Consider the following 16,324-nt stretch of genomic DNA (forward strand, 5'->3'; position numbering starts at 1 on the left):
AAATTCCCTCGACATCAGGGTTTAAAGGTTTGTCCCTCTGAGGAAACTGTAAACAGACGAGCGCGCACTGCTATAACCCAGAATTTTCGGGGGGGGGGATTGACAAATCCTCCCAAATCTGCATCCCCCCCAATTCCCCATCTGCGAAAATCTGCGAAATCTGTGGATTGTGTAAGTATTCAAACGGACTTAATATCAGTCAGAGAAGCTGTGATTCGCTATCGCACTGAGGGGGAACAAATCTAAAAATCCCTAAAACTGATACACCGTCCCCACACTTTCCAATCCAATATCGGTATCCGGCGAACCGACGATCGCCCCCGTCCCGAAACCCGCCACGGCGGCGCCGAAACCCAAAACCCCGTCACCCGGACTCGGATTCGGGTGCAGGTAGGTGTCCAAAAATTGTCCCGTCCGCAGTTGAAATTGGAACGCCGCGCCGTAATCAAAGGGGCCGAAACCGGGTGCCCCGACGAGGACGCGGCTATTTCCCGTCATATCCAAAGACGTCCCGAAGCGATCGCCAGACCGCAATTTCGGCGGCGAATAATCCTCGAAAATCGTCCCGGTGATGCCGTCAAGCAGAAAAGCCGCCCCCGCATCCACTCCCCGCCGGTCGTCCCCCGGGGCACCGATGAGGATGTCCCGTCCGATCCCCGTCCCGGCGACAGCGTGGCCGAAACGGTCCGATCCGGGGTTGGGGTTGCGGAAGCTTTGGATCAACTCCCCCGTGGCACCGTTAAACATATAAGCCTCACCCGGACGGTTAGAACCCCCAGCACTCAGGCTTCCCGGGGCGCCGACGAGCACCCAGTCCCCCACCGCCGCGATCGCCGCCCCGAAATAGTCGTCCGGTTGGGGGTCGGGGTTGTTGAAGGTTTGCAATAATTCCCCCGTGGCGACATCAAATAAATAGGCAGTCCCCGATCGCACCCCGGAAGTGCCATCCGTCGGGGCTCCGATCGCCACCGTATTGCCGAAAGCCGCCACGCTGTAGCCGAAATTGTCAAAAGGATCGGGGGTGGGGTTGAGAAATTGCGCGATCGCCCCACCCGTAACCGGATTGTACAGATAAGCCGCACCCGTGGCGGGGGCGAGACTGCTATCCGCCGGCGCCCCGACGATCGGATTTCCCCCCCAAGTGGCAATAGACATCCCAAATTGAGAATTTCCGGCCAAGGACGAGGGATTGTTGAACGTTTGCAATAATTGTCCGCTAGGCACGTCAAACAGGTAAACGAGTCCCTGAGAACCGTTCCATCCCGGCGTTCCGACATAAACCTGGGTGCCCCCCGTTTCCACCGCCGCCCCAAAGCGGGAAAAGGCTTCCGCTGCGGGATTATCAAACGTTTGCACCGGATCGCGGGGCTCTTCGTCCGGGACAATTTCCAAAATGGCGGCGGCGGGTTCGACCAAAACGGCGGTTCCGGTGGGATCTTCCAGGGACAGTTGCAGGGTTTCGGGGTACTCCACCACGCTGTCATCCGCGATCCGGATTGGGACGGGTTTGGGGCCGAGTTCGCCGTTCTCGAAATTGACGATAATCGGGCCGAGATCCACGCCGTCGGGGGGGAGGGGTGTTGTGGGGGTGGGAACTACCGTGACGCCGACGGCGCCATCTTCGCCGCCGGAACGGACGACGGTGACGGGTTCACCGCTGCCGTTTTCCTGAATTTCAAATCGGGGGGACTCGAAGGCGAGGACACCGGGGACGAACAGATCCGATCGCGCAATATTATCTGGACGGACGCCCCGAACCACCGCGAGAATTTCCCCGCTTTCGGCTTCGAGGATCGTATTATTGGCGTTATCGGGTTCTTCGACAATATTTAACCCGTCGATGGGGGTGTCGCCGAGGAGGAAAATGGTATCTTCGCCGGGGGTAAAATCGAAGATCTGGTCCGCTTGGGCGATGGTGGTGACACCCAATCCGGCTTGGATAAAAAACGTGTCGTTGCCGACACCTCCGGCCAGGGTATCGCTGCCCAAATTGCCGAAGAGGCGATCGTTTCCGGCTTCTCCCAGGATGCGATCGTTCCCCCGTCCGCCGAATATTTCATCATCGCCGTCCCCACCCGTGAGGAAGTCGTCCCCCGCTTCGCCATAAATCAGGTCGTTTCCCTCGTCTCCGCGAATTGGGTCGCCCTCGGTTCCCCCGAATAGGGTGTCGTCCCCTTCCCCGCCGATCAGGTCATCTTCGCCGGCATCGCCGCTGATGCGATCGTTTCCTTCCCCCCCCGTCAAACTGTCCCCGTCCTGACCCCCGAAGATCACATCATTTCCGGTTTCCCCGTCTATTAAATCGAAACCCGTCCCCCCCGAGAGGGTATCGGCGCCGGGTCCCCCAAACAGCGTATCCGGGTCGAGTTCCCCCAATAGCTCATCACTGCCCTCATTGCCTTCTAAATAATCGCTTCCGAGTCCCCCGGAGAGAAAATCGTTGCCGCCATTTCCGAATAATTGGTCATCGCCCCCATTTCCCCGGATGGGTTCGGAATCTTGCGACCCCCGCACCGTGTCATTTCCCCCCCGCATGAAGACTCCGAGGGGGAACACTGCCAACTCGTTCTCAAAAAACGTCACATCTTCGGGGATGTCTTCCCCCACCAGGCGAAGTCGTCCGGTAATCGGGTCGGTTTCGGGTCTTAATACCATGTTAAAAGGGCGATCGCGGCTCATTAATCCACAGCAACCAACACGGTATCATCTTTGGGTGCCAATTGTCCGATCGCCCCCCCATCGCCCCGACTATTGCCTATTGCCTTTTGACTTTTACCTGTTTCCAAAACTCGTCAATACTGACAAAATTATACCCCCGCCGCAACAATTCTGGAACGATTTTATCGACCGAGGCGGCGACATCGCACCCGCCAAAGTAGCCGTCGTGGAGGACGACGATCGCGCCGTTTTTCGTCTGCCGCAACACCCGGGAAACCACCGCATCGACGCCCGGTTCCACCCAGTCTTCCGGCACCACCGACCACATCACCGTCCGGTAGCCCCATTCGGCGAGAAGTCCCAAGGTTTTCCAGGTGAAAAAGCCGTTGGGTGGGCGGACATATTGAAGCGTTTTTTGGTCGATGCCACAAGTTTTATGGATGGTTTCTTTTGTCCTTTCCAAAGTTTGTTTTAATTCCTCTTTTCTCAAACGGGTAAATGAGAGATGCTGGTAGCCGTGAATTCCGATAAAATGCCCCCGGCGATACACTTCTCGGGCGACTTCCGGATGGCGATCGACCGACACTCCCAGCCAGAAAAAGCTGGCTTTGATGCCGTATTTATCCAACACATCTAGTAGTTCGAGCGTGTACCGGGGATGGGGGCCGTCGTCAATGGTCAGGGCGATTTCTTTTCGCGATCGATTGCCCGTCCAGAGGCTGTTCGGAGAGATGAGTCTCAACAGGGGATAAAGGAGAGGATAGAAAAAGGCGAATTGGAGTTTGATTCTGGGTTTTAGCATTTTCGATGTTTCTCCAAATAGCCCTCGGGTCGATCGCCACAAATATTGGATTTGAAGATTTTCGCATTTAAAAAGTTAACAAAATGACCGATATTGTCAGCCGTATCGTTTTTGGGAGAGGCGCGAGTCGAGGGAAATGAGAGTGTGTCGTTTCATCCAGGCGCGGGAAAATTGGACCACATAGTTTTCCTGTTCGCGGGTTTCCACGGTATACTGGCGGACGCGGCGAACTTGGGCGATCGCATCTTCGGGGTCGCAGCCCAGGGCGACCAGACAGCAGGACGCCACCACCCCCGTCCGGCCCAGACCCCCCATGCAGTGGATGACCACCGTTTCACCGTCGCGCACGGCGCCGAGAATCTTCTCGACCAGATCCAGCAGGCCCTCCATCGAGGTGGGGACTTTCAGATCCGGGATCGGAAACCACCAACTTTCTATACCCCGGGCCCGCACTTCCGGCATCAAATCGGGGATGTGAACCCGTTCGAGTTCCGGCGCCTCGATCAGAGAAATTAAGATATCCGTTCGATACGCTTCTCCCAGGCGATCCAAATCTTTTTGCAAATTTCGTCGCCAGCAAAAGTGCATTCCCTGGTGTTGCTTTCCGGGGGCGAAGGTCATGCCAATTTTTCCCGGCAGTTCCACCCATTCGGAGGGCAAAAAATCGACGGCGATCGGGTCGTTTTCGGAGGTTCTGATACGGTTCATCGGCGGTTCGGGGGTGGATGTGAAACTTCCCCTCAAATTGTAATGATTTTCGTCAATTTGTCCACCTCCGTGGGGCGGTACTGTCGGGGGGACGTCGGCACCCCGGCGATCGCGTGGCGTCTAGGCCGGAATCGCCGTTACAATCCGCAGGCTTCGACCCGGGAGTAAAATAGGTGGCGAGCTTGAATTTCTTGGGTCGTGAGGGGGAGGGAATTAGGGGAATTTAACTGGAAGCCCGATTCCTCAATTTTTAAGCCCCGGTCTAGGTCATTTAAGCGGGGCAAGTGACCTTCCGGCGCCTCCAGAGAAAAGGTGAGTTTATCGTTGGGTCGCCAGCTTTCTTTTCCGTCCTCGCTGCCGGTTTCGATCCAGCGAATTAGGTCGATAAAATGAATGTACGAATCTAGATCGTATTTGCGGAGATTTTCCGGATTCAATTCGTTGCCAGTTTCCGTATATATTTCCTTCTGAACTTGGAAACCGAAGCGATCGCCAGAGGCCTCCCGCCACAGCATATCAATGACCTTGAGCTCCGGACAGGGAAAATTTCGGAGACTCTCGACATCCAGATAACCTTTCCGACCTTTGTCGCCAAATTCGAGCAGGATTTGATAGGTTTTTCTGTCGGCTTCTTTCCATTTTTTATTCCCCAGCATTTGTTCCAGAGATTGCAGCGATTCTGGCTGGCGATAACAGATTTTTTCGGGGCGCAGTAAATTGATTTCGACCCGGGCTACCTGGCCACCGACATCGACCAATTCCAGGGTTCCAAAGCCCTCGTTTAGCAGGGTATTAATTTGATTTTTAAAGGTCGTAAACTGGGCATCTTTTCTGATGCGATCGTCCTCGATTTCTTGATTCAGAGCGTCGATCTTCAAGCGATCGCCATCCTTGATGGCATCGCCGCAGGGGGAATTCGGCCACGTGTAAATCTCCAAGTTGTCCGGATTGACGGTAATTTCAATATCCTTGATATAGCCCCTGTACAGCTTTTGCCCTTCAAAATATTCCGGCGCAATTCCCAGCAACTCGCCGTAAAAATCGACCACATCTTCCGGGGAGTTGTCGCCCACATATCGATTCAAATTTACGTTTCTTAGCGTTCCATATACGGTGATCACAGATCCGAAAAATAGCCCCGCTATAAAAATCGGTAATGGGCTGAAAATTTGGTTGAAAAATGTTTCATTTTTTGTCGTTAATGACCGATATTTTTTCATGGGATATTGGGGTAGATGCAAACATCGCAGAATCGGGAATTTACTTGACATCAGTCCAATGAAAGCCAACCCCAATGCAGTCCGGTAAAACTCATTTTTTTAGGTGCTCCCCCCGGTCTTATCCCCACTCTCAAGGTCGAGTGATATGGGTCGCGGTGAGCTGGATTGAGATGAAGCATATTTCCAACCTCACGTTGAAAGGGAATTCACAAATTCGAGTTCCAGAAATCTTAGATTTGGATTGAGTCCCTGGGAATTAGACTGAATTGTAAACGCACCCTTCTCTGGCAAAATCTCAGATGACATCGCCCGTATTATACATATAACTCTAACATTTTGGAGATTTTTGTCTTCTACCTAAGAGTCGATTGTGGGGCGATCGCCACCCCCGGGGTCGATGCCGGGGGATTGTGGATTCGATCCATTTCCGTCACCTCATGAAAGATGCGATCGCCGTCCATGGGAGCGAGTACAATTGAAATGCCACCGCGTCCCCCGGACCCGCCAGTGTCGTGGCGGAAAATCACCCTTTAAAGGCGACGACCGACGATAATGAATTACCAGGGAAGTATCTCGCCGTTGGCGTGCCAAAACGTGCCACTATTCTCCAAATTGAGTTGCTCAATTCTCGCCAGCAATCCGTTGACGGACGCGGACGGGGTGATGCCGGTAAAATTGGTCATCCGCGTCTTCACCAACCCCGGGTGCAAAATGGCGACGGCAATTCCCCGGGGCTTCAAATCGTGGCAGAGGGACTTTCCCGCCATACTCACCGCCACCTTCGACATCCGGTAGCCGTAGGAACTGCCGGAGGTGTTGTCGTCAATGGAGCCCATGCGGCTGGTGATGATGGCGATTTTCGAGCCGGCGTGGAGGTTGGGGAGTAAGGCGTGGGTCACCCGCAGCGTCCCCAGGGCGTTGACTTCAAACTGGCGCCGAATACTTTCAAAATCGAGATTTTCCAGGGTGTTTCGCTTCAAAATGCCGGCATTGTTGATCAAAACATCGATCGCGGTGTCTTTCAACTGGCCGGCTAACTCGGCCACCGCCTCATCGGAGGTGATGTCGCACCCGGACTCAACCCGCACCCCCAGGCTTTCGAGTTCGGGGGTGGCTTGGCGGCAGACCGCGATCGCCGTGTCCCCCCGGTCCCGCAACTGCCGACAAAATTCCAACCCGATGCCGCCCGTGGCGCCCGTGACTACATAAGTTGCCATTGTGATCGATTTTTTTTTAACTCTCCTCTCCTGTTGTACCGGGTTTCGGCTGGTTGCGATCGCGCGATCGAGACAATTTGGCAAAGTGGCGACTTCGATGGGACGGCGGCGGACGGGCGCGACGGGGCTTTATGTTATTATGAATTCATTCTAGAATCCTACTGTTATCTCAACTCGGTTTCCACCTGGGCAACCATTCTCGCGCCACCGAGAGAGCGTCCGTAAATTTGCGATCGCTGAAAATCTCACCTTTTTCACAATTCTTTGTTACCCTAAAAATCGAAACCATTCCATCGCAGGTCCGACCGAACATGATCGAAACCGCAACATTCGGCGCCGGTTGCTTTTGGGGAGTCGAAACCGCATTCAAACAGGTCGATGGCGTCACCGAGACGGCCACCGGATACATGGGGGGACACTTCCCCAACCCGTCCTATTTGGATGTCGCCGCCCGGATCACGGGCCACGCGGAAGTTGTGCAATTGCAATACAACCCCGATCGCATTTCCTACGAACAATTATTGGAGATATTCTGGAAAATCCACGACCCCACCTCCCTCAACCGCCAGGGCCCCGATCGCGGCGAACAGTACCGCTCGGTGATTTTTTACCACACCCCGGAACAAGAACGGATCGCCCGACATTCCAAACACCGACTGCAACTCTCGGGCACCTACGATCGCGCGATCGTCACCGAAATTAAACCCGCGTCGGAATTCTACCCCGGCAAGGGGGGACCGTAGGGGGGCGGGGAAGGCGGAAGCAATTGATAATTATCAATTATCAATTATCAATTATCAATTGTCAGATTCGCGATCGCTGATCCGAATCACATAAGGATGATAGGTGTTGGGCTCGTAGGAACCGACCCAAATCTCATATTTCCCCGAAAGCCACTGGCCGGCAATGCCGGGGTTCATGTCCACGAAATCATCGTTACACCAACTGCCCCCCGGCCCCCGAATCACGATCACCGTGTCCTCGCTACTCTGAACCTGCAAACTCAGATAGCTAAAAAACTCGGTCAAAAATAGCGTGTGGTCCGGCTGCTCGTCCACGTAACCGATGCAGGGGCCCGTCGGCGTCTCCTCCCGGCCCGTGGTTTCTTGGGCGGATACCGGGCCGCCGCTGAGTCCCCGGATGGTCAGCGGGTCGGGGCTGAAATCGGGCGATAATGTCAGATTTTCAAACATCGGCGTCGCACTCGGCTGCTGCAATTGAGCCGCTCCGGGAGCGGCGATCGCCAACCCGAGGGTAACAATCATTGAGCCGAAGATGATCTTTTGCGTCTTCCCAACCTTCATTTTTTTGTATGTATTTACTGTAATGACCCAAAAATCGAGTCGAAAGCCTCCCCTTTTTAGGAGTGAGCAATGAGGAGTGAGAAAAAAGTTTCTCTATTCTCTTTTCTCAGGGGTAATACTTTTGACTTTTTCCTTTTTCCTTTTTCCTTTTTCCTTTTTCCTTTTTCCTTTTGCCTTTTGCCTTTTTAAAAGAATCCCCCATCTAGATTCAAGATAGGGGAATTCAATCCGGTGAAGTCCCGGGACTTTCACTTACGTTAAACAGAATTTAATGGAAGTGTAATGATTTAAGTGATACTCACTTCCACTCCATTTGAGAATTGGAAATGTGCGGGTGAGCCTCAAAGCCGAACGATTTCCATTTAGGATTCTTCCCCCAACACTTCCGCTTTTAAAGCGTTGAACTGGGTCACGAGTTCCTGGCGGGTTTCGCTGCGGAGCAAATAGCGGTAGACGAACCAGGCAGAAAATCCAATTCCCACTAATTCCAAGGTCGGTTGAACGAAAGGAATTGTGTTGATGATATCGATGACTCCCACCAAAACCCGCAGTGTCACCAACAACACCACGATCAGAATGACGGTGGTGAGGGGGCGAGAATATTCCCCGAAAAACTGGCCGAAAATTTGCGGTAAATTGGCGATAAATGCCATCACCCGATCCGTGATGGCGGCGACATCTGTGGCTGCCGTTTCCGGGGTTCCGGTCGTCGTTTCGGCGATCGCGGCTTTGGGTTCGGTGGCCGGTTCCAATGGGGGTTCGGGCGGTTTTGCCGCCGCTACGGGTTCGGGTTTGGGTTCGGGCGGTTTTGCCGCCGCTACGGGTTCGGGTTTGGGTTCGGCCGGTTTTGCCGCTACGGGTTCGGGTTGGGGTTCGGGCTTGGCTGGGGGCTCCATTTTGTTGGCAGTTCCCGATGTCGTCGGTTTTGCGGGGGTGGGTTCTGGATTTGAAGCGGGTTTTTGAGCCGCGGGGGAATTGGTTGTGGGCGTTGTTTTATCGTTTTCTGGTTTGGATTTAGAATCCGCCATAACATTCAGCCTCAATAAATTAACGGTCTAATATCTGTTGCAAGCGGGTCAGATCGACGCCGCGTTGGTGGAGGAGAACCCAAGATTCAACCAAATCCGGGCCGTGAACGGCCCCCGTGAGGGCGGCTCTGAGCGATCGCATGATCAGGCCCTTTTTCAGTTTCGTCTCTTTGGTCACGGTTTTGACGATCGCTTTCACCCCGTCGGTGTCGAGCGGCTCGTCGGGCTCCAGTTGGTCCCGGACGGCCTCCAGAACCGCGATCGCCCCCTCCTGTTCCAACTGCCGTTCGGCCTCTTCGTCGGGCGTCACCGTCGGGGCAAAGAACCCGGAAGCCATGTCCACCGCATCTTTGAGGCGGGTCAGACTCGGGCCGATCAGGGCGGTGAGCTGTTCCAGCCAGGGGCGTTCGCCTTCCGGATCGAACTCGTAGCCCGCCTCCTGCCAGTAGGGAATCAAGCGATCGGTCAACTCCGCAACGGGCAGATTGTGGATATACTGACTATTCAACCAATCCAGTTTATCCCAGTCAAATTTTGCCCCGGCTTTGTTGACGCGATCGAAACTAAACTGTTTTGCGGCCTCCTCCAGGGTAAAAATTTCCTGGGTGGAATCCGGCGGCGTCCACCCCAGCAGGGTCATGTAATTCGCCAACGCCTCGGCCGTATATCCCAGCTTTTGGAACTCGGAAATCGATGTCACCCCGTCCCGCTTGGACAATTTCCGCCCGTCCGGATTCAAAATTAACGGCGTGTGGGCGAACTCCGGAACCGTCCCCCCCAAAGCTTCGTAGAGTAGTATCTGTTTGGCGGTATTGGCGATGTGGTCTTCGCCCCGGATGACGTGGGTGATGTTCATGTCGATGTCGTCCACCACCACGGCCAAGTTGTAGAGGGGTTGGCCGACTTCCGTCCCCGTGGCGGCTCGGGCGATCACCATATCCCCGCCGAGGTCGCTGCCCTTCCAGACCACCGAATCCCGAACCCGGTCTTTCCATCGGATCTCGCGATCGTCGTCTATTTTAAAGCGGATCACCGGCTGACGCCCCTGGGCCTCGAACGCGGCCCGTTGGTCCGCCGTCAGGTGGCGGTGGCGGTTGTCGTAGCGGGGCGCCTGATTTTTCGCCTTCTGGGCCGATCGCATCTCGTCGAGTTCTTCCGGGGTACAATAGCAGCGGTAAGCGAGTCCCGCGTCCAACAATTTCTGGATCGCGTCCCGGTAGAGGTCGATCCGCTTGGACTGAAAGAACGGCCCCTCGTCCCAATTCAAGCCCAGCCACTTCAATCCATCTAAAATATTTTGGGTGAATTCGGGCCGCGATCGCTCCAAGTCGGTATCTTCGATCCGCAAAATGAACTGTCCCCCCCGATTTCGGGCGAACAACCAGTTGAACACGGCCGTTCGGGCCGTACCGATGTGTAAGTTACCTGTGGGACTCGGAGCCAGACGAACTCGGACACTCATATCGCAATTGTCTTTGAGTTGTGCTAAATATTTTATCGCAAAAGGTGGTAAGCCTAATTTATCGCCACCAAACTCAATTGACTAATTTGTTAGTCTATCGCATTCGGGGAGTTAAAGGAACCGGGAGTAGGGAATAGGTAATAGGGAATAGATAATGGGGAATCCCTGCCATCCGTGACGCGATTGGCAATAGGGAATTGCAGTCGGCAACCGGGGACGGTTGCCCCCACAGATCTGAGATCTGATCTCCTATTTCTTGGCCCCCAGGCGTAATAGGGAATTGCAGTCATAGGGAATTGCCGTCGGCAACCGGGGACGGTTGCCCCCACAGATCTGGGATCTGATCTCCTATTTCTTGGCTTCCGGGCGTAATAGGGAATTGCAGTCGGCAACCGGGGACGGTTGCCCCCACAGAAAGGTTTATTGACCCATGCTAGACAGGGATTATGAGTAACAAATGGGTAACGGTAGAGGACTGTGGCTCCTTCATGTGCGGGCTAAAGCCCCGGTATAAGGGGAATACTTTTGAACGGGACTGACGGGGCTCGAACCCGCAACTTCCGCCGTGACAGGGCGGTGCTCTGACCAATTGAACTACAGTCCCTTGCAGTTCGCTTTGCTTTTTCGCGCAGATTCTATTATTAACTCATTTTCCGGGATTGTCAACCCCCCCGGACAATATTTTTTGGATAAAGCTTGAAACCCTTTGAGAGAAAGCGTTTGGGCGACTGGAAAGGGGCCTGGCGATCGCGAAGGCGATGACCTGGGTTTGCTGGAGGGGGTTGAAATTGTTGTCGGCGACGAAAATGAGCGATCGCCGTCCGTCGGGTAAAATTGGCCCGAAGGTCAACCCCTCCACGTTGTCCACCGCCAGTCCCAAGGTATTGAAACTCAGCAGCAGGGTTTTGGATGCCGGGGAGACATCGCCGATGTGATTTTTCAGGCTATCGACAGATGCGATATCCGTCGCCGCCGCCAGGGACACCTCGAACAGGCGGATCGTGTTCCCCGTCCCCAATGCGAACGATCGCTCCAACGCCAGCAACCGGGTGTCACTCAACGCCAGCAAGTCCACCAACCCGTTAATTCGGAACCCGCCGGAAATGATCGAACTGGCGACAACCGATTCCGTCTCATAGAGAAATTCGCCCTCGGGCTCGGCTGCCGCCAAATTGTAGCGGAGGATGCGGCTGGGACTGCCCCGGTTTTCGTCGGCTTCCGGACCGTCCTGAATCAAGGCGTTTTCGGTGGCGGTGAACAGGGTATTTCCATCGGGGGTGAGGGTGAGACTTTCCAAAGCGAGGTTATTGCGAATTCCGATATTGCGATCGCCCGAAAAAAATTTGTCGGGAATCGGCAATTCCGCCACTTCTCGCCCTTGCAAAGAGAATTGTTTAACGAAGGGGGGATGCGATCGCTCCACGTTGCCCTCGGAAGAAATCCAAAGATGATTTCCATCGAATGCAATCCCCTCCGGATCGATGCTTCCGACGGGGAAAGATTGCCCCTCGGCATCCACTAAAAACGTCACCCCCACCACTTCGATGCTATCCAATTTTAGCGGCTCGGAATTCCAATTCAATTTGAGCGTATAAAATCGGGGGGGTCCGTTGTCGCCGCGGGAGTCGGAAACCGCATAAAACAGATCTCGCCCCGCGTCGTAGGTGATGCCCGAAAGTCCCCCCACCTCCGTCTGGGCAAATGTGAACCCCGTGGGAAGCGTCGCCGTTCCCAAAACCGTCAATTCCCCGATGCGATCGGGCGCCGGGGGTGTGATTGCGGGGGATTGCGTCAGTCCCAGAATTAGGGTGAGGGTGAGAATTGTGGCGATCGGAAATTTCAGGACAAACATGGGTGGGGATGGGAGTTTATTTTATTGTAAGGGGTGAAGTGCGATCGGCTTATCCGTCAATCAATCCGGCTCTGTCCAGGGTATATTTAAACGTCTGAAGTCTCTATCAAAAGAGGCGATAGATTCATTGGATTGGCGGGCAGTTTCGGCAAGATAAGCATCGACAAAATCAACATTTTTAGTCGCCATACTGTCGAGGGCAGCTATCACCCGTTCGGCAGATTCAAGGACAATCCCTTCCGACGTTAATAAAGAAATCAAAACATCCGCAACTTCCGTTTTAGAATAACCGTAAAAAGAGACGAGTACCCAAACCACTTCAGCCACCACCAGAGAAGAGACTTTGAGAAGCAATTCGCCCCGTTCGGCTTTCTCAATGAATTGGGTAGCTCGTTCGGCTAAATGGCTCGGATCGTTGGTGATAAACCTCAGTAAAACATTGGCATCCACCCAATAGCTATTCATCCTTCCGACTTTAAATTGTTAATGCCCAAAGATTCGGCGACAGTTTGTCGAATTTCCGCCTTTCCAGGATGGGGTCGGGTCGCCGGCAAAACTCCCCGAAATTCGCTCAGACGTTTTCTTTCAATTGGACGCAAATGGATTTCATTGCCGACAACAATAAAAAGTAACTCATCCCCCTCTTTGAGTCTCAAATGCTGGCAAATTTCGGGCGGTATTTTGATTTGCCCGTCGGATTCAATCTGTGTCTTCATAATTCGGCGATCGCTATCAATTACCCGAGGCTATTTTATCATATTTTTGCTAGTTCAGCAATTTTCCCGATTCCTTCAGTTTTGAGAAACCGGGTTTCTATGAATATTTTACATGGGAACTAGAGATCCTTCTAGAAACCCGGTTTCTTCCTCCCCATCGATAACTCTAGAAACCGGGTTTCTATGAATATTTTACATGGGAACCAGAGATCCTTCTAGAAACCCGGTTTCTTCCTCCCCATCGATAACTCTAAAAACCCGGTTTCTTCCCCCCATCTTTCGAGTCAACTCTGCACAAAATCCGCCAGCCACCGCTTCACATGATACGTCGCCCGACAATCATCTTCATTGTAGCGGACGATCGCATCCAATAAAGTGCGATCGCCCGTTTTCAACCATTGTTCGTACCAGCAGACGCACTGGGCGCCGTTCGCCTTCCCATCCCGCCATTCAAAACCGATCCAGCGGGCGATCGATTTGAGGGCGTAACTTTCCACCGGCAGCGTCACCGTCTGCACGACTTGATGATGAACGTCCACCAACCGTTTCATTAGCGGACGCCACAAATAGGATGGAGTCTTGTAGAGTTTAGCGAGGCGGGCGATGGTTTTGGCTTCATAGTCGCAAAAGTGAAAAATGGGGGCGATGGGATACCGCCAAACCAGCGTCAAAAATTGCTCCCAAATCGCCTCTTCGTCCGCCATCGTTTCCGCCAGCAGCGGATAAAATGTTTCGGTGTGCGATCGCCTGTCCACCACCAAAACGCCGTGCAGGTAATCCAAATTCAGATCCGGCTGGGCTTCGATATCGAAGTATAATTCCACCGGGGCTTGCAACCAAAATGGATCGGGTTCCGAACCGTTTCTGCTATTATTTTGATCGGGAATCGTTCCGTTTCCGTCGCCCTCCGATTCGCTCCGCAAAATTGCCCGATTTTGCCATACCGCCTCGGCTTGGCGGATGACTTGCTGGGCGATGCCGTTCTCGAATTCCGGATAGAGGTTCAAATCCTCCGGCGAGGTGCGGGCGAGGGATTCGACGGTGGTGAGATTCAATGTCTCAAGTCGGGTTTGGCGATTGGGGGTAATTCCGGGTAACAAACAGAGGTGATTTTGAGATTTTGCGATCGCGTGACAGTCGGCGTGCCACTGGCAGAGGCTGCACTTTTGGCGGCTGATAAAAATCTCCGGTTCCTGCCGCTCCTGCAGCATGGTAATATAGTCTAAAATCATGTCGTGAAGTTGGGGAAGTCGTTGTCCCAAATTCATCGAATAGGGTCTGCGATCGCGCAACAGTAAAACCGAGCGATCGGGCATCGTTCCTTGAACCCATGCCAAAATTTGGGCGTGCAGGGCGGCGACGAGTTGATAGTCCAATTTGGGGCGCTTTCCGAGGCGGATATCTTGGGGAATGTAAGTCCAATCTCCAAAGACGGAAACGCCGGGTATTTTTACCAACAAATCCGGGTGGCTGAGGAGGGTGATGCCGTCGGGGAGTCGGGATAAAAATTCGCGATCGCTATCTAATATTAGATCCGATTTGTGAGTCGAAAGATCCCCCCCCGCCCCCCCTTGAGAAGGGGGGGAGTAGAGATCCCCCGCCCCCCCTTGAGAAGGGGGGGAGTAGAGATCCCCCGTCCCCCCTTGAGAAGGGGGGGAGTAGAGATCCCCCGTCCCCCCTTGAGAAGGGGGGGAGTCGATCGCCCCCGCCCCCCCTTGAGAGGGGGCTTCTTCTGGGAGTTGGGCGGGGGGTCGGTTGGTGTGAAATAATAAGACGCCGCGATAGATGCGATCGGCGCCTTGTTTCATCAATTCCAGGGTGGCTTGAAATCCGGCTTCCCAGTCTTTGTAGGGGTATTCCGGCTGGGAATAGGTGCGATCGCCGAGAACGGTTTTTCGATAGGCGCCGCTATCGGCGATCAATTTCAGCAAAAAATCGCTGGGCGGTTCTTTCTGGGTGCGATCGCCGTACACATCCAAAAAAGCCCGTCGGTGGCAGCGTTGATAAAACAGAAGCTGTTGATCTTCGATGAGCATCAATACCCGTAGAGGATTCGGAGTCGAGGTTATCCGTTATAGTAGCACCAATCCCCGGAAAGGTGGGAAGTCGGGGATCGAGTCGGACCGTTGCCTATTGCCTTTTGCCTCTTCCCTGCTATACAAGTGGATTTGGCTGCAACCTCAAGAAGATGATGAACAATTTGCCACTCGAAACCCACCGACGAAAGTTCCCCGCCTTGGAAAATAAGGCCTATTTCAATTATGGCGGACAGGGACCGCTGCCGGGTCCCGCGATGGAGGCGATCGCCCGATCCTACGAATTCGTGCAGGTTGGCGGCCCTTTTTCCCAGAAAATCAACGGCTGGGTTCAGGAGGAAATCGCCCTGACGCGGGAGGCGATCGCGGCGGAATTGGGGGTAGAATCGGGAACCGTCACCCTCACCGAAGATGTCACCGTCGGCTGTAATATCGCGTTGTGGGGCATCGATTGGCAAAACGGCGATCATTTGTTAATCTCGGATTGCGAACATCCCGGGGTGGTGGCGACGGTGCGGGAAATTCGGCGCCGCTTCAATGTCGAAATATCCGTTTGTCCGCTGTTGGAGACGCTTAATGAAGGGAACCCCGTCGAAGCGATCGCGGCCCACTTGCAGGCGAATACCCGTTTATTCGTTTTCAGTCACATCCTCTGGAATACCGGCCAGGTGTTGCCCCTGAAAGAAATCGTCGAAACCTGCCACGCGAGAGGGGTGCGGGTGTTGGCGGACGCGGCCCAATCCGTGGGGGTGCTGCCGCTGAATTTGGCGGAATCCGGGGTGGATTTTTATGGGTTCACGGGTCACAAATGGCTGTGCGGCCCGGAGGGGTTGGGGGGATTGTACGTCAGTCCCGAGGGGCGATCGCATCTGAGTCCCACCTTTATCGGCTGGCGTGGCGTGGAGGTGGATGCCAAGGGGACGCCGTTGGACTGGCAACCGGACGGACGGCGGTACGAAATCGCGACATCCGCCTATCCGCTGTTGGGGGGGTTGCGGGAAGCGATCGCCCTCCACAACAACTGGGGGACGGCGGCGCAACGGTACGGGCAAATTTGCGACCTCAGCCGCTACCTTTGGGAACGATTGTCGGAACTTCCCCGGGTGGAGTGCCTGCGGACCGCACCGCCGGAAGCCGGGTTGGTGTCGTTCAAACTCACCGACGGCACCCCGCACAAACAGGCGGTGACGGCGTTGGAGGGGGAACAGATCATGGTGCGGACGATCCTCGATCCCGACTGCATCCGGGCTTGCGTGCACTATTTTACCGAAAAGTCGGAAATTGACCAATTAATTGCCCGGTTGAAATAGCAGCCAAATCG

General features: G+C 54.3%; 15 protein-coding genes and 1 tRNA gene. 3 read left to right on the forward strand and 13 right to left on the reverse strand.

Annotated features, from left to right (window positions below; translation table 11 throughout):
• Nucleotides 1-252 precede the first annotated feature (252 nt).
• The 5 genes from LKE08_RS24760 to LKE08_RS24780 all read right to left on the reverse strand — a co-directional run bounded on the left by LKE08_RS24760 (nucleotide 253) and on the right by LKE08_RS24780 (nucleotide 6,605).
• Nucleotides 253-2,655 (reverse strand): hypothetical protein, encoded by a 2,403-nt coding sequence (locus tag LKE08_RS24760; protein WP_324706954.1) that lies wholly within the window; start codon nucleotides 2,653-2,655, stop codon nucleotides 253-255.
• 100 nt (nucleotides 2,656-2,755) lie between these two features.
• Nucleotides 2,756-3,460 carry a polysaccharide deacetylase family protein gene (locus tag LKE08_RS24765; RefSeq protein WP_324706955.1) on the reverse strand — a complete coding sequence of 235 codons (705 nt, stop codon included), beginning with the start codon at nucleotides 3,458-3,460 and terminating at the stop codon, nucleotides 2,756-2,758.
• Nucleotides 3,461-3,556: 96 nt separating this feature from the next.
• Nucleotides 3,557-4,204 (reverse strand): cyclin-dependent kinase inhibitor 3 family protein, encoded by a 648-nt coding sequence (locus tag LKE08_RS24770; protein ID WP_324706956.1) that lies wholly within the window; start codon nucleotides 4,202-4,204, stop codon nucleotides 3,557-3,559.
• A gap of 101 nt (nucleotides 4,205-4,305) precedes the next feature.
• Entirely contained in the window at nucleotides 4,306-5,253 is a 948-nt protein-coding gene (locus tag LKE08_RS24775; protein ID WP_324706957.1) for a GUN4 domain-containing protein, read from the reverse strand.
• A gap of 692 nt (nucleotides 5,254-5,945) precedes the next feature.
• A complete protein-coding gene (locus LKE08_RS24780; protein WP_324706958.1) occupies nucleotides 5,946-6,605 on the reverse strand; it encodes an SDR family oxidoreductase in 660 nt (219 codons plus the stop codon).
• Nucleotides 6,606-6,638: 33 nt separating this feature from the next.
• Here LKE08_RS24780 and LKE08_RS24785 point away from each other — a divergent pair, with 33 nt between their 5' ends.
• Together LKE08_RS24785 and msrA are read left to right on the forward strand one after the other, a co-directional pair.
• Nucleotides 6,639-6,830, forward strand: coding sequence for a hypothetical protein (locus tag LKE08_RS24785; RefSeq protein WP_324706959.1), 192 nt, complete (start codon nucleotides 6,639-6,641; stop codon nucleotides 6,828-6,830).
• An 89-nt stretch (nucleotides 6,831-6,919) separates the two neighbouring features.
• Nucleotides 6,920-7,348, forward strand: a complete 429-nt coding sequence (gene msrA, locus LKE08_RS24790) for a peptide-methionine (S)-S-oxide reductase MsrA (protein ID WP_324707088.1) — start codon at nucleotides 6,920-6,922, stop codon at nucleotides 7,346-7,348.
• Between the two features lie 54 nt (nucleotides 7,349-7,402).
• Here msrA and LKE08_RS24795 read toward each other — a convergent pair whose 3' ends face one another.
• The 8 genes from LKE08_RS24795 to LKE08_RS24825 form a co-directional block, all read right to left on the reverse strand.
• Entirely contained in the window at nucleotides 7,403-7,870 is a 468-nt protein-coding gene (locus LKE08_RS24795) for a hypothetical protein (RefSeq protein ID WP_324706960.1), read from the reverse strand.
• Between the two features lie 401 nt (nucleotides 7,871-8,271).
• Nucleotides 8,272-8,937 (reverse strand): CAAD domain-containing protein, encoded by a 666-nt coding sequence (locus LKE08_RS24800; protein WP_324706961.1) that lies wholly within the window; start codon nucleotides 8,935-8,937, stop codon nucleotides 8,272-8,274.
• Nucleotides 8,938-8,956: 19 nt separating this feature from the next.
• Entirely contained in the window at nucleotides 8,957-10,399 is a 1,443-nt protein-coding gene (gene gltX / locus LKE08_RS24805) for a glutamate--tRNA ligase (protein WP_324706962.1), read from the reverse strand.
• Between the two features lie 530 nt (nucleotides 10,400-10,929).
• Nucleotides 10,930-11,003, reverse strand: a tRNA-Asp gene (locus LKE08_RS24810).
• Between the two features lie 42 nt (nucleotides 11,004-11,045).
• Nucleotides 11,046-12,251, reverse strand: a complete 1,206-nt coding sequence (locus LKE08_RS24815; protein ID WP_324706963.1) for an esterase-like activity of phytase family protein — start codon at nucleotides 12,249-12,251, stop codon at nucleotides 11,046-11,048.
• A 60-nt stretch (nucleotides 12,252-12,311) separates the two neighbouring features.
• Nucleotides 12,312-12,716 (reverse strand): PIN domain-containing protein, encoded by a 405-nt coding sequence (locus LKE08_RS24820; protein ID WP_324706964.1) that lies wholly within the window; start codon nucleotides 12,714-12,716, stop codon nucleotides 12,312-12,314.
• The gene (locus LKE08_RS29345) at nucleotides 12,713-12,967 is read right to left on the reverse strand and encodes an AbrB/MazE/SpoVT family DNA-binding domain-containing protein (RefSeq protein WP_375341465.1); all 255 of its coding nucleotides are present in this window, start codon (nucleotides 12,965-12,967) and stop codon (nucleotides 12,713-12,715) included. Before LKE08_RS29345 ends, LKE08_RS24820 begins: the two co-directional genes overlap by 4 nt.
• Before the next feature lie 284 nt (nucleotides 12,968-13,251).
• On the reverse strand, nucleotides 13,252-15,003 hold the full coding sequence (locus LKE08_RS24825) for a TM0106 family RecB-like putative nuclease (protein ID WP_324706965.1): 1,752 nt from the start codon (nucleotides 15,001-15,003) through the stop codon (nucleotides 13,252-13,254).
• A 155-nt stretch (nucleotides 15,004-15,158) separates the two neighbouring features.
• Between LKE08_RS24825 and LKE08_RS24830 the strand changes: the two genes are divergently transcribed.
• Nucleotides 15,159-16,313, forward strand: a complete 1,155-nt coding sequence (locus LKE08_RS24830; RefSeq protein WP_324707089.1) for an aminotransferase class V-fold PLP-dependent enzyme — start codon at nucleotides 15,159-15,161, stop codon at nucleotides 16,311-16,313.
• The last annotated feature ends 11 nt before the right edge of the window (nucleotides 16,314-16,324 follow it).

The organism is Lyngbya sp. CCY1209 (assembly GCF_035615495.1).
Lineage (GTDB): Bacteria > Cyanobacteriota > Cyanobacteriia > Cyanobacteriales > Microcoleaceae > Limnospira.